Below are 14,137 nucleotides of genomic sequence, written 5' to 3'. Positions count from 1 at the left end.
TTATTTGGTTAAAATAGAGATTGAATTATAAACATACGTCTGGTCTTTATAGTCCTGCGCGTAGCATGAATACAAAACCAGCTTATTGTCTTTACTCCAGCGATAATTCATCGAATAATCTGAATCTTTTTGTATTTCAGGATTAAATCCAAACAAGCCTGTGAGCTCAGTAAGTGTTGGCTCCACTATCGATTTAAATTGCTCGGCAGAGATATGGCCCTCATAATAACCTTGTTCTTTAACAATATAATAGCCTTTTACCATATTATTGTCATCATACAGAACACCTTGCAGGCCCTTGTGTGTCATGGTACTCAGGTCCCAGTTGCTCAACTGATAAAGTTTATAGCCATAAAAATCTTTTTTTTCTTTATCTACAACCTTGGTTTTCCTGAAAAACCCTTTGTTTCCTGCAAGTTTTTTTAGTTCGTCTATTGTAATGTCAAAAGGCCAGTTTAAGTAAGAATATTTTTTGAAATTTTCATCCGATATTTTCTTGTCGGCCATCCCACTAATAGCGGCAGCTTTGTCGTCATTAAGCTTTTTGTATATCCTGTAGACTTCCGCTTTCTTGTCGTCTGAAAATGATGGATAGCCCGGCAGTTTTTCAAAATCTTCAATCGTTTTTTTTACTTTCGAAAAATACACCGTATCTTTTTTTGCCAGTTCCCTTTCTGTTAAAATCTGCAAATACATTATTTTAGTATTTCCTCCATTCAAAAGTTTTGTTGCTTCTTCAAGATGTGAAAGCGTTGTGGGGAAATCGCCTGCTGCAAACGAGGTTTCGGCATCTTCATATTCTATCCTGGCCTTCATATCGTTTTGCGCGAATGCTGATGCAGAAATAAATAACAATAAAAAAGTAAGTCTTTTCATATAAATGAAGTTTTAATTATTCCAGTAGTTATCGCTTGTTGTTTTAGTTTCTTTTTCCTCTTCTTTTGCCTTTTTTGACGGCGTAGATTTTCCTGCTTCCCAAAAACCATCTGTTTTGTTTGCCCCGCTTTGTTCGGTCTCCCAAAAATCACCAGACGTTCCTTTGGCTTGGCTGGCAGCTTTTAGTTTGTAGTCTAACGCATAAGGTTTTATTTGTGCTTTTGGAGCAAGGCTTATCAAACTGTTGCGCATTCGTTCTGCCGTACTTTTATCGGTATAGTAACCCATTAAAGTAATCGGGCTGGTTTTCGATGTTTTCGTTTTAATATCGTTTACAAGTGCATTTTTAAACATCCAGGTACCGTCGCTGTATTTTGCAACAGCAAAAACATTGCTGACATAAATGCCCGTTTCAGTTTTGTTTATAGTTTCGTTATCAAACCAGTAAGCAAAAAAATATACCTCTTCCGTTTCTATTTTGTGCGCTGAAAGTGGTGTTCCGCCGTCGGGAAATTCTTTTAACAACTGCTTGCGCAGCTCTAAAATAGCATTCCATTTTTTTTGGTTCATTTCGTCTAATGCCTGTTGGCGTTGCGCTTGTAATTGCTCCTTGCGCTTTTTTTCTTCTTTTTCGGCTTTTTCTTCATTAATGAGTGCGCCAATAGTTCCGGCAGCATTACTTAATGCCGCTCCCGACGCTGTACCATCGTTGAAATAAAGGTTAGCCTGCGCCTGTACTTCCTGGTTTTTAGCATTTTCCCAATCCTGCACATTTTGGTTTATCGCATGATATTTTTGATAAAAATCAGCCTCCAGCTCCTCCGCCGAATTATAATTTCCCGAAAGTTTTGAATTTTCAATTAACTGGTTGCGGGCATCCGTAGCGGCCTGGGCGGCATAAAAAGAGGCATAGATGCTATTCATCACCGCCTCCGTTTTTCTGTTAATTTCCTGTCGCTTTCTCTCAGTGTTTTCTCTTTCAATGTTTACTTTATCTGTAAACTCTTTGTCCTGGCGGGCCTTTTTTTCAGCGGGTGTTTCGGTACGGCGTTGGCTCTTTTCGTCCCAATAATTATCTGAAGGAGACTCTTTTATATCTTTTATATCTTTGTTCTCATTAATATTTTCGTCATGATTTACACTTTGAGTTACAGGTGATTTTACATTTGTAGCCGTTTTTGTCGTGCTGGCAGAAGTTGAATTGGTTCTTAGGTCTTTTTTGTTCTTCTGTTGAAATATCATATTATCGAGGTCACGTTGAATTTCCTTACTTGCACAGTTACAGGTCATACTAACAGCAGTAACGCTCACATTATTTAAAGGGTCATTGCCCAAATTTTTGACATAATCAATAAAAACTGCCCGCCCGTTGTTGTCTAAAATTTTTTTAAAACCTTTGCCGTTTACGCTTATGTTAATTTCCACTACCATTCCATATGGCGTATGAATGCCTGACGGCCAGGCCGACAGACCCAAATCGGCTTTGGTATAGTGTTTCCCCGCGTAAACATATTCGGAGTGAGGCTGTAAATCCACCCTTCCTTTATTAAGGGAAATCGTAAGAGCCTGAGCCTGGCCTTCCCCTTCGATAGCCAACTTATAGTTTGCGTTCCAACTGTAAGAAATGAAATGGCTCCCTCCATTAGTAGGCATTTCAGTTGTGCCGTGTAGTTGCTGAGCTTTTATATTTTGCGGTGATAGCGCGACAAAAAAAACAATAATAAAAAATAAATTTCTCATACTATTTGGTTTGTTGGTAGTTTCATATCGGTTACAACATGAAATTGATATAAAACATATTCGTTTTTAAAGATAAAAACGTGTGATTTGATATTTTAGATGCTGACTTTTAGATATAATTATGATTTATTGTTGGTCTCTAAAGGGTAAAATTAATTAGTTTTTGGTTATTTTTTATGACTTTCGCCAAGAATTTTGATGATGCCTGTCTTAATTATTCTGTATGTGCTAATTTAACAGTACACCGGAAACGAAAATTCAGGCTCAGTTGGGCTATTTTATTGTCGTATCACGGTTTCTCCACAAGCAATTAAGAGCCGGGTCAGGCTATAATTAAATTTTCCTAAACCTCCCGCGATTTATTTACGGGAGGTTTTTTATAGTATTCTTCAAGCACTGTTTTGCGCCCTATGGTGGCGGTAATGATATCCTTGCTTAAATCCCATCCGCGTGCCGGGCAATATTGCCTTCCATACCATATTATTTGTAAATGCAGGTCGTTCCAGCGGTTTTTAGGGAACAGTTTTTTGGCGTCGGCTTCCGTTTGCACCACATTTTTGCCATCGCTAAGCCCCCAGCGGTACATCAGCCTGTGAATGTGCGTGTCTACCGGAAATGCAGGTACGCCAAATGCCTGGCTCATAACTACACTCGCCGTTTTATGGCCCACGCCGGGCAGTGCTTCCAGGTCTTCAAACGTGGCGGGTACTTCGCCATTATGCTTGTCTAACAATATTTCGCTTAGCCCACGAATGGCTTTGGCCTTAGCCGGAGATAGGCCCACGGGTTTTATAATTTCGCGTATCTCGTCTACCTCCAGTTTTACCATCATTTTAGGGTTATCGGCCCGTTCAAAGAGCAGTGGCGTTATCTGGTTTACCCGCACATCGGTGCTTTGCGCGCTCATCAGTACGGCTATAAGCAGGGTATATGGGTCTTTATGGTCTAACGGAATGGGTATGGTGGGGTATATTTCGTCCAGTGTTTTTATAACAAACTTCGCCTTTTCTGCTTTGGTCATTTTTGAGTAGCTTTACGAAAACAAATATACCTAAATGACTACACTTAAAAAAGGTGATAAAGCACCTGATTTTACCGGCACTGACCATAATGGAAACGTACATTCGCTAAACGATTATAAAGGCAAAAAGCTTGTGGTGTTTTTTTACCCTAAGGCCGATACACCAAGCTGTACTAACGAGGCATGTAACCTGCGTGATAATTACAGCCGGCTAAAAGCCGCCGGGTATGAACTGCTTGGCGTGAGCGCCGACAGCCAGAAAAAGCAGGCAAAGTTTGCCGAAAAATACAAGCTGCCTTTTCCTCTGCTGGCAGATGAAAACCATGAAGTACTGAACGCCTTTGGCGTTTGGGGGCCTAAGAAGTTTATGGGCAGGCTGTTTGACGGCATTCACCGCACTACGTTTGTTATAGATGAGAATGGTATAATTACCGATGTGATAGACAACGTAAAAACCAAGGAGCACACCGCGCAGATATTACCGTAACAGGCGGATTTATTAAAAGCAAAAACACCGGAGAAGTCCGGTGTTTTTTATCTGTAAATAAAATTTATTTCCTGATGGTTTGTGTCCTGTCCGGGCCTACCGATACTATTTTAATAGGCACTTCGAGCTCAACTTCTATAAATTCTATATATTCTTTAAGTTCAGCAGGCAGCTGCTCATAGGTAGTCATACCGGTAAGGTCGGCAGCCCAGCCTTTTTTCGTTACATAAACAGGCTCTACATTTTCCGGCTCTATGTTGTACGGAAAGTGGCTTATCACTTCGCCCTTATATTTATAAGCAGTACATACCTGCAGGGTTTCAAAACCGCTAAGTACGTCGCCCTTCATCATATAAAGCTCTGTAACGCCGTTAACCTGAACGGCATATTTAAGCGCCACCAGGTCCAGCCAGCCGCAGCGGCGTGCACGCCCCGTAACCGATCCGAACTCGTTACCCACCTTTGCTATGGTAGCGCCTACCTCGTCAAACAATTCAGTAGGGAAGGGGCCGCTGCCCACACGGGTAGTATAGGCCTTAAATATCCCGAACACATCCTTAACCCTGTTTGGCGCGATGCCAAGCCCGGTACATGCCCCGGCGGCTGTAGTATTAGATGAGGTTACAAAAGGGTAGGTACCAAAGTCGATATCCAGCAGCGAGCCCTGTGCCCCTTCGGCAAGTATGCTTTTCCCGGCTTTCATAGCGCTGTTAAGGTATTCTTCGCTGTCTATAAAAGTAAGTGTTTTAAGCACTTCTACGGCCGTAAAAAACTCGGCTTCAAGTTCAGCAAGGTCATACTCCAGCGCTACGTTATAGAAGGCTATCATGGCCTCGTGCTTATCCGCCAGTGCGCGGTAGCGTTCCTTAAAATCTTCCAGCTCTATATCGCCCACGCGTAAGCCGTTGCGCCCTGTTTTGTCCATATAGGTGGGGCCTATGCCTTTAAGGGTAGAGCCTATTTTTGCTTTGCCTTTACTGGCTTCGCTGGCGGCATCAAGCAGGCGGTGGGTGGGGAGTATAAGGTGTGCCTTGCGCGAAATAAGCAGGCGCGACTTTATGTCGATATTAAATTTTTCGAGCCCTTCAAGCTCTTTCTGGAATACAACAGGGTCTATAACCACGCCGTTCCCTATGATATTTACTGAATTTTGATGAAAAATTCCCGATGGTATGGTTCTCAGTACGTGTTTAATGCCATCAAATTCCAGTGTGTGGCCTGCGTTAGGCCCTCCCTGAAAACGGGCTATAATATCATATCCTGAGGTAAGTACGTCAACTATTTTTCCTTTGCCTTCGTCGCCCCATTGTAATCCGAGCAGTAAATCTACGGTCATTCGTGTTCTTGTTTGTTGTTGTTTATTCTTAGTAATTGTCTGATTTTCTATTAAAAACAAAAACCAATCCTTATGCAGGGTTGGTTTGTTTATGCTGTTTTTGCAGCAACTCCTAGCTTTCGGCCGCGGGCTGCTTCTTATTGCCATACAGGTACAACGAGTGGTTGTGAATTTCTATACCAAAAATTTCCTCTATTGTTTTTTTAATGCTCTGTATCCTTGGGTCGCAAAACTCTATCACTTCGCCGGTATCGGTCATAATAATGTGGTCGTGCTGCTTATCAAAGTATGATTTTTCGTAGTGGCTCTGGTTCTGGCCAAACTGGTGGCGCCTTACCAGGCCGCATTCCAGCAGCAGCTCTATGGTGTTATAGAGCGTGGCGCGGCTTACGCGGTAGTTTTTATTTTTCATTTTAATGTAGAGCGATTCTATATCAAAATGTTCCAGGTTGTTGTATATTTCCTGTAGTATGGCATAGCGCTCAGGGGTTTTCCTGTGCCCTTTGTCTTCCAGGTATTTAGTAAAGACATTTTTTACAATGTCCTGGTTTTTATTATTTTCCATAGTGTAATGCGAAATACACGCAAAGATAGGCTATTTTTTTTTGAAGTGAAAGCATTTTGATTAAAGCGAACACATCATAATAAGGTAAGCCACAAATTATCCTTGTGTTTACGCGTTTTTATTTCATCTTCAAGCTTAGATATTGGGATTTTTTGAAAGTAGTGCAATTCGTGGCTTTATTTTTTTCGGAACTATGATAACCGTATATAACGATTGATATTTTAGATAATCTGTATATTGCAGGTATAATTTTTCCAAAAATGATAAAACATCTATCCGCAATTTCGTTAGTACTGCTGGTCGCTACGGGCTGCTCATCGTCTAAAACCAGTATTTCCCAAAACGCTGATGCCACTCTTAAAGCCTCGGCACAGCAATATGAGTACCTGAGTATCAAAGTCGAACCCGGCAAGTACCCTAAAACCTGGCACGACGATACCGCAACACTCGAAAACAGCGATTCCGGGTGGTGGTGCAGCGGCTTTTACCCCGGTACGCTGCTGTACCTGGACGAAAGCGTAACAGCGCCCGCCCTTAAAAAAGAGGCGCTGGCGTTTCTAGCCGACCTTAAACGCGAGCAGTTTAATACCACTACACACGACCTCGGCTTTATGATGTATTGCAGCTTTGGAAATGCAGAGCGGCTTAACCCCTCTAAAGAATATGAGGACGTACTGATGAATAGTGCCAAATCGCTTGCCACACGCTATAACCCCGTGGCGAAATGCATAAAATCGTGGGACAGCGCCCCCTTTAACCATGCCTCTGCCGATGAAATGCCGGTAATTATAGACAACATGATGAACCTGGAACTGCTGTTCTGGGCCAGCAAATTCAGCGGCGACCCTACCTATAGGGATATTGCAATAAACCACGCCAATACTACCCTGAAAAACCATTTCAGGCCCGATTACAGCTCGTTTCACGAAGTGATTTATAACATACACACCGGCGCGGTTACTAATAAAATAACCATTCAGGGCGCTGCCGACGGCTCATCGTGGGCGCGGGGGCAGGCGTGGGGGCTGTATGGCTATGTGGTAATGTACCGCGAAACAAAAGATGCGAAGTACCTGGAACAGGCTACCCATATAGCAGATTATATCCTTACTAACAAAGCCATGCCAAAAGACCTTATACCGTACTGGGATTACAGTGTGGCAGGCACATCTGGCGCCTTGCGCGACAGTTCGGCGGCGGCCATTACGGCTTCGGCTTTAATAGAGCTTTCCGGTTATGTTGAGGGCGGCCCCGGCAAAAAATATCTGGCGGATGCCGAAACCATACTCAATACCCTTTCAGGCCCGGAATATTTTGCCGCTCCGCAAACTAACGGTGGCTTTTTACTGAAGCACGGGGTGGGCAACATACCTAATAAAAGCGAAATAGACGTGCCGCTTAGTTATGGCGACTACTATTTTGTGGAAGCGCTGATGCGCTATAAAGAAAAAAATAAACGGGGTTAACCTATTGAAATATGGGTTGTACCTTTACAAAAATATTATTCATGAAAAATACAAAACAACAGGCACTGGCGCTTTTTACGCTTGCGGCAGGTATGCTTTATACGTCCGCAAGCAATGCGCAGGAGTCAATATCGGTGACCGTAAAGAACCCTCTTGATTTTAACCGTACCGAAGTGGTAGCCTTGCCGCTGAAGGACCTTGAGGGTTTTTTAAGCGGGAAGAACCTTAAGGATGTGCGCCTTAAAAACAACACCGAAGGAATACTTGAAACATTGCAGTGGATAGACTATAACGGCGACGGCACTAATGAAGAAGTACTGTTTATGGCAACGGTACCGGCTATGCAGGCACGCGAGTATACCCTTGTAACCGATGGCAGTACCCCGCCGCCCATACCTAAATATACTACCTTTTCACGTTTTGTGCCGGAGCGGACGGACGATTACGCATGGGAGAACGACCGTGTAGCCTTTCGCACATATGGCCCCGATGCCCAGATGCGCGCCGAAAAGAAACTTCCTAACGGCACCCTGGGCAGCGGTATAGACCTTTGGTTTAAACGCACTACAGAACCTGTTATAAACAAGTGGTATGCAGGTTATAAAACCGACCCGCAGTTTTACCACAAAGACCGGGGCGAAGGGTATGACCCCTACCATGTGGGCGGCAGCCGCGGCACCGGCGGCACCGGCATTTGGGAAAGCGACAGCTTGTATGTACCTAAAAATTTTGTGAAGTGGAAAACCATTACTACCGGGCCGCTACGCACTATATTTGAGCTTAACTATGCGGCCTATAGCCCGTATGAGGCGCGCGAAACCAGGCGCATATCACTGGACCTGGGCAGTAACTTTTCAAAATTTGAGATTACCTATGATGCTAAAAAGCAGGTACAGGGCTATGCAACCGGAATTACATTGCATAAAAACGAGGGGACAGAAAACCTGCTGCCGGAACAGGGTATTTTTAGCCACAGCGAAAAGATTGATAACATATACGTGGGCGAAGGATTGATTATCGACCCTAACCTGGTGCAGAAATCATTTGTAAATAAAAGTAAGGCAACGGACCAGAGCAACCTGTTAGTACTTTTCAGGCCCGGGATGCCCGTGGTATACTATGCAGGGTTTGCATGGGCAAAAAGTGGGCAGGTAACTACAGGCGCCGACTGGGATGCCCTGCTTAAAAAGCAGGCGCAAATTATTGCCAATCCATTAATTGTAGGAATAAAATAATAGTTATCCGCACAAAACACACAACATGACAAAATCAGAATTCAGGTATGCACACCACCCCGAAGATGTAAAATATTATACTACAGAAGAGCTTAGGGAGCATTTTCTTATACCCACACTTTTTGAGGATGATACCATCAGCCTGGTGTATACTATGTATGACCGTTTTATTGTAGGCGGCGCGTTTCCCGTTACAAAACCATTAACCCTTGAAACCATTGATGCCCTTAAGGCAAATTACTTTTTAGAGCGCAGGGAACTGGGTATTGTAAACGTGGGCGGAAAAGGCACAGTTACCGTAGATGGTGCGGTATACGAACTTTCTAAAAAAGAGGCGCTGTATGTAGGCAAAGGGGTTAAGGAAGTAATTTTTGCTGCTGCCGACGGCGAACAGCCCTGTTTTTATATCAACTCCGCACCGGCGCACCATGCCTATCCTACAAAAAAAGTAGGTAAGGAAGATGCCGAGGTAGTAGAGCTGGGCGACCAGAAAACCGCTAACCGCCGTACCCTTAACAAACTTATTGTAAACAGCATTGTAGAAACCTGCCAGCTGCAAATGGGCTTAACTGAACTGCACGAAGGCAACGTATGGAACACCATGCCGGCGCACACCCATACCCGCAGAATGGAAGCCTATTTTTACTTTGACCTGGCCCAGGGCCAGACGATAAGCCACTTTATGGGCCAGACTGATGAAACCAGGCATATTTTTATGCAGAGCAACCAGGCCGTCATCAGCCCGGAATGGAGCATACACTCCGGGTGTGGTACCAGCAACTACTCGTTTATATGGGGTATGGCAGGGGAGAACCTTGACTATGGTGATATGGACGGCGTAACCCCTGATAGACTGCTATAGAATTTTGAATTTTAAATTACGAATTTTAAATTATAGTAGTCCGATGCCCGTACTAACCTGTTGTGGGTGATAGGATTATACTGAGGACTCCGGATTTTGTCAAAAATCCTCAGGGGCTTTAAAACTAACGGTTTTACCGGTTACTGGGTGCACAAATTCCAGGTGGGCGGCGTGCAGGTGCAGCCGGTTTGCAGGGGTGCCATAAAGGTCGTCGCCCACTATAGGTGCGTTGAGCCCATCCTCATGTGCCGAATGCATACGCAGCTGGTGCGAACGCCCTGTAACGGGCCAGAAGTGTATTTTAGTAGTGGTTTCGTTCCGCTCAATTACCCTGAAGCGGGTAATGGCTTTTTTGCCAAATTCAAAGCACACCAGCTGCCTGGGGCGGTTGTCTAAATCCACACGAAGCGGCAGGCTTATTTCTCCTTCATTTTTTTCGATTACTTTAGAGAGGAGCGCCGTGTAGCGCTTGGTTACCGTGCGTTTTAAAAACTGCCGCTGTATGTGCTTGTGCGCCTCTTTTGTTTTGGCAACCACCAAGAGCCCCGAAGTAGCCATATCGAGCCGGTGGATAATCATGGGCTCTATCCCCCCGAAACGGTCCTTAAGGCGGCTGTATACCGAGTCGCTAATATTTATGCCGGGAACCGAAAGCAGTTCCGCAGGCTTGTTTACCACCACAAAGTTATCGTCTTCAAATACAACCTCCAGTGTTTTCCCTTCGCCGCCATTGTGCAGTAAAGGGTTTTCATCCATATCTATGCCTTCCAGCATGTGCTTTAATATAGGCTGGCATTTGCCGGTACAGGCCGGGTAAAATTGCTTATGCTTTCGTATCTCGCTCTTTGGCGGGGCACCCCACCAAAACTCGGCCATTGCAAGCGGTGTAAGGCCGTTTAAAAAAGCATATTGCAGCAGCTTTGGCGTCGCACATTCACCCGCGGCGGCAGGAGGGCGGCCAAACACCGTTTCGCTAAAAATGGCCTGCAGGCTTTTCTCCCTGCCATATTGGTTTAAAAATGAGTACTGCTCAAAAAGCTGTTGCTGCAACGCGCCCGATTTTTCGCGGCGTTCATTTTTAAAGGCTTCTATTTGGTTGTCAAACTCGCTTATGGCTGTTTTTTTTTCATCAATCAACTGTGTCCATCTTAGCGTAAGCGCATTAAATTCCCGCTTTTCGTGCAGGCTTTGCTTTATGAGTTCGGCATCATACGCAGCATATTCTTCTTGGGTCACTGTTTCAATTTGCGATTGGCGTAGTGCCTTGCGTGCGTTTTTATTTGCTTTTAACTGCTGTTTAGCGGCTGTAATTTCCTGTTCAGCTTGTGCAGAGCATATTGCCAAGTCCTGCTTAAGCGTTATATATTCTTTATCTTCTTCCAGTGCCTTAACCTTGTCGTTAATATCATTAAGGATGTACTGTTCCCTCAGGAAAAAGCTGTTTTCTATAAGCATATCAAAAACAGGGGGTACAAAACGCTCGTGGAGGTTTTCGCCGGCAAGTTTTCCGGAAAAAGCCGATAAGTATCCGAGTTTACCCTGCTTATCCTGTACCACCAGCACGCCAAACATCTTGCCGATTACCAGCCCCGGCTGGTTTTTTATAAGCCCGAAATTATGGCCTAACCCAGCTTCATTTTCCAGGTAGTGCTGCAACTCTTCCGCAGCGATTTGCGTGAGCGGATGCGGTTCATAAAAGAAAGGAAAGGTAAATTTTTCCGGTAGTGGAATGCCCTTTATGCTGTTTTCAGGAAAATAGGTGATATGTTCAGGGGTGCTTACCAAGGTAATTTTAATTTAAAGAGCAAAAGTACCATCAATTATGATATAAACAATATTGTGATTTGGCATAATTGGCTAATAGCAGTCGGTAAGTAACTGGCCTTTTTGCTTATAATATTCCAGTGTCTTGCGGTTTATTCCGGTAACAATTGTGTTAAGGGTGGCTTCTACATCCTGCTGCATGGCTACCGAACCGCACAGCATTACGGCACCTCCTTTTTCTAAATGCGCTGCAAAAAACGGTGCGTCCCGCTGTATTAAATCCATTACATACATGTTGTTTACCTCTCGTGAAAATGCCATGTGGAAGCCCTTAAGGTGGTGGTTACGCATTTGTGCTTTGGCAAAATCAAGGTGCTGTTTTGTAAGCGATGTTTCCTTCCTGAAGCCGCAGTACAGCTGGTAGTCGTATTTTCTGCCCGCCTGGGCCAGCATGCCTAAAAATGGCGCTATGCCGGTGCCGTTGCCTACCATAATAACCGGTTTGCCCTTTGGCAGGTGAAAAGTTTTATTATCCACTATCCGCGCCTTAAAGGTATCGCCCACATTGAGGCTGTGCAGGTAAGATGACCCCAGCCCGTGCCCGTGCAGGCGTACCACAAGCTGTATGTTGCCGTTTATTTTACCTATGGAGTACAGGCGTTCGCGGTTATCGTTAGCCGGGTAAATAGCAAGCAGGTCGCCGGATGTAAACCGGCCACTGGCTTTAAGGGTAAGCATAAAGGTATGCTCACTGTCGGTTTGCTTAGCCAGTACTTTTATCTTTTCAAGGTCCTTTGGCTTCTGGTTGTACAGGGCGGGGGTGGTAGCCAGTGGAATACCGGTTTTGGCAGCCCAGGCGTTAACCCAGTGGGTAAACTCCACCGCCGATTTGTCGTTTACGGTATACACCGGCAGTATACTTTCCGCCCATTGCTGTGTAGTAAAGCTGTTGTTTGCTTTTTTCGCAAAGCCGCAAAAATCAGGGTAGGCATCTGAACCGAAGCCCACTACCGATACCTTTACGGCCTGTTGTTGCGGAAATTTCTGAATCAGCGAAAGCAGTTTTGTAGCATTTGATGGCGCGTCGCCCAGCCCGTGCGTGGACGTAAAAAGTACTATATGTTCTGCCTGGGGATATACCTTATAATCATTAGGCTGTGCCAGGTACGATTTATGGCCCGACGCCAAAAGCTGCCTGTGTATGGCATCGGCAAAGCGCAGCGTGCTTCCGTTTTCTGAACCTGCCAATAGTATAAAACGGCTCTCATCAGCTTTATACCTGTTTTTAATTTTGGTAGCCCTGCGGCGCAGCGTCATGGCAAAGCCCGAGTATATGAAAAACAGTATGTTAAGCGAGGCAGTAGCCAAAATTACCGCCCAAAATATACCTATACGGCCACTATGGATGCTCAGGCTGAGCGCGGCTAAAGTAGACGTTTGGCTATAGTGTACTTGGCTTAATATAGCGCCGGTAAACTGGCTGGCTGCTATTTCCCGGTCGTTCAGTTTTATGGTATAGTATTCCTCAGGGTCGTCTGTAAAAGGGAACTGTATTTTCTGTACATCGACCAGGTACGTGTTCTTAAATAGGGGAGTAGTGGCAAGGTCCTGCTGTTGAGGTGCATCGCCGTCCGGTATTTTGATGTTGTGTTCAATAGGTTTTTCTTCGCCAAATAAATGAAACCGTTCCATTGAAAGATAGGTGCCGGTAATAGCCAGGGTAAAAATGGGGAAAAGCAGGATCCTGCCCAGGATCACATGCCAGTATTGGTTAAAGCTATCTTTAGTAATTTTACTAAAGAAACGTTTAAGGCCGCGCTGCCGTTGCAGTATAAGCGCCGTGCCCGATATGGTAATCAACAACAGCAGAAACGCGTTTACCCCTACAAAAATACGTCCCGCCTCGTGCAAAAACAATGAGCGGTGCAATGAAGTTACCCATTGTATAAATTCGCTTTTCTTTTCCGGAGTGCCCAGTATCTTTCCCGTGCGGGGGTCTACGTAGGCATTAATCTCGTTAAAATCGGCATCAAGAGCCTGCAGGGTTACAACGCCGTTGTGGTTTACGCTGATTTCACTAATCTCCGGGTAAGCTTTACGCAGCGTGGGCAATGATTCTGCCAAGGTAATACTTTCAAAGTTTTCTACCCGGTATGGCGTTAGCTTTTCGCCTGCCGCGTCTATTGCCAGTACCACTCCCGTAAGGGAGGCCAGTGCGAGGAACAGGCAGGAGCATAAAGCTAGGGTAAGGTGGGCGTACCGCCAGAGGGAAAGCGTCATTTATAATGGGAGGGTACTATTGTATTTTATTCAGCTTTACGTAACGTATGTAGCCCTTGCCGTCGGTTTTATCCGCAAGGCCCGCGGTAGTAAACGGCACCTCTACATCATCAACATGGTATTTCTGGTCTTCCACCACCGATTCAAATCGTATCTTATAGCCTTTATTCAGCTTTGAATCATCAAGTTCAAGCGTGGTTACGCTACGGTCGCCGCCGGTAATTGATGCACCGGTTATAGCGCTAATGTCCTGCGGTTTTTTTGCCTGCGTCTTATGCCATTCCTTAAGGCTTTTGTACCACTTTTGGTCGTCGCCCATTACATACAGCGTTTTTTCATAATTACCCTGCGGGTCTATGAGGGATACAACTATATAAGCGCCTTCGCCCATGTAGTTGCCCATTTGCAGCAGGCACTTGTATTTAGCGGTTTGTGCGGAAGCGCTAAACGAACCAAGGCTTATTAGGATGCCCAGGAGGCATATGCGGAATATTGATTTCATAGT

The 14,137-nt window shown here is 44.8% G+C and carries 12 protein-coding genes; 4 read left to right on the top strand and 8 right to left on the bottom strand.

Features of this window, described 5'->3' with window-relative positions:
• The 3 genes from ACLI09_RS05915 to ACLI09_RS05905 form a co-directional block, all read right to left on the bottom strand.
• A complete protein-coding gene (locus tag ACLI09_RS05915) occupies nt 1-876 on the bottom strand; it encodes a hypothetical protein (RefSeq protein WP_411418678.1) in 876 nt (291 codons plus the stop codon).
• Between the two features lie 12 nt (nt 877-888).
• On the bottom strand, nt 889-2,616 hold the full coding sequence (locus ACLI09_RS05910) for a hypothetical protein (protein WP_411418677.1): 1,728 nt from the start codon (nt 2,614-2,616) through the stop codon (nt 889-891).
• Nucleotides 2,617-2,959: 343 nt separating this feature from the next.
• Nucleotides 2,960-3,637, bottom strand: a complete 678-nt coding sequence (locus ACLI09_RS05905; protein ID WP_411418676.1) for an endonuclease III domain-containing protein — start codon at nt 3,635-3,637, stop codon at nt 2,960-2,962.
• A gap of 34 nt (nt 3,638-3,671) precedes the next feature.
• Here ACLI09_RS05905 and bcp point away from each other — a divergent pair, with 34 nt between their 5' ends.
• Nucleotides 3,672-4,124: a thioredoxin-dependent thiol peroxidase gene (gene bcp / locus ACLI09_RS05900; RefSeq protein ID WP_411418675.1), complete on the top strand. Its 453-nt coding sequence runs from the start codon at nt 3,672-3,674 to the stop codon at nt 4,122-4,124.
• 64 nt (nt 4,125-4,188) lie between these two features.
• Here bcp and ACLI09_RS05895 read toward each other — a convergent pair whose 3' ends face one another.
• Nucleotides 4,189-5,460, bottom strand: coding sequence for an adenylosuccinate synthase (locus ACLI09_RS05895; protein ID WP_411418674.1), 1,272 nt, complete (start codon nt 5,458-5,460; stop codon nt 4,189-4,191).
• 112 nt (nt 5,461-5,572) lie between these two features.
• Entirely contained in the window at nt 5,573-6,025 is a 453-nt protein-coding gene (locus ACLI09_RS05890) for a Fur family transcriptional regulator (RefSeq protein ID WP_411418673.1), read from the bottom strand.
• A gap of 260 nt (nt 6,026-6,285) precedes the next feature.
• Between ACLI09_RS05890 and ACLI09_RS05885 the strand changes: the two genes are divergently transcribed.
• Genes ACLI09_RS05885 through kduI form a run of 3 tightly spaced genes read left to right on the top strand, consistent with a single transcriptional unit; the run spans nt 6,286 to nt 9,588 of the window.
• Nucleotides 6,286-7,491, top strand: a complete 1,206-nt coding sequence (locus ACLI09_RS05885) for a glycoside hydrolase family 88 protein (protein ID WP_411418672.1) — start codon at nt 6,286-6,288, stop codon at nt 7,489-7,491.
• 41 nt (nt 7,492-7,532) lie between these two features.
• On the top strand, nt 7,533-8,726 hold the full coding sequence (locus tag ACLI09_RS05880; RefSeq protein ID WP_411418671.1) for a DUF4861 family protein: 1,194 nt from the start codon (nt 7,533-7,535) through the stop codon (nt 8,724-8,726).
• Between the two features lie 25 nt (nt 8,727-8,751).
• Nucleotides 8,752-9,588, top strand: coding sequence for a 5-dehydro-4-deoxy-D-glucuronate isomerase (gene kduI, locus ACLI09_RS05875; RefSeq protein ID WP_411418670.1), 837 nt, complete (start codon nt 8,752-8,754; stop codon nt 9,586-9,588).
• Nucleotides 9,589-9,687: 99 nt separating this feature from the next.
• Here kduI and ACLI09_RS05870 read toward each other — a convergent pair whose 3' ends face one another.
• The 3 genes from ACLI09_RS05870 to ACLI09_RS05860 all read right to left on the bottom strand — a co-directional run bounded on the left by ACLI09_RS05870 (nt 9,688) and on the right by ACLI09_RS05860 (nt 14,134).
• The gene (locus ACLI09_RS05870; RefSeq protein ID WP_411418669.1) at nt 9,688-11,373 is read right to left on the bottom strand and encodes a pseudouridine synthase; all 1,686 of its coding nucleotides are present in this window, start codon (nt 11,371-11,373) and stop codon (nt 9,688-9,690) included.
• 72 nt (nt 11,374-11,445) lie between these two features.
• Nucleotides 11,446-13,632 carry a PepSY domain-containing protein gene (locus tag ACLI09_RS05865; protein ID WP_411418668.1) on the bottom strand — a complete coding sequence of 729 codons (2,187 nt, stop codon included), beginning with the start codon at nt 13,630-13,632 and terminating at the stop codon, nt 11,446-11,448.
• Between the two features lie 16 nt (nt 13,633-13,648).
• The gene (locus ACLI09_RS05860) at nt 13,649-14,134 is read right to left on the bottom strand and encodes a DUF2271 domain-containing protein (protein WP_411418667.1); all 486 of its coding nucleotides are present in this window, start codon (nt 14,132-14,134) and stop codon (nt 13,649-13,651) included.
• Between the last annotated feature and the right edge of the window lie 3 nt (nt 14,135-14,137).

This window comes from Flavobacterium sp. RHBU_24, from assembly GCF_046613695.1.
GTDB lineage: Bacteria > Bacteroidota > Bacteroidia > Flavobacteriales > Flavobacteriaceae > Flavobacterium.
This window is presented reverse-complemented; position numbering and strand designations above follow the sequence as displayed.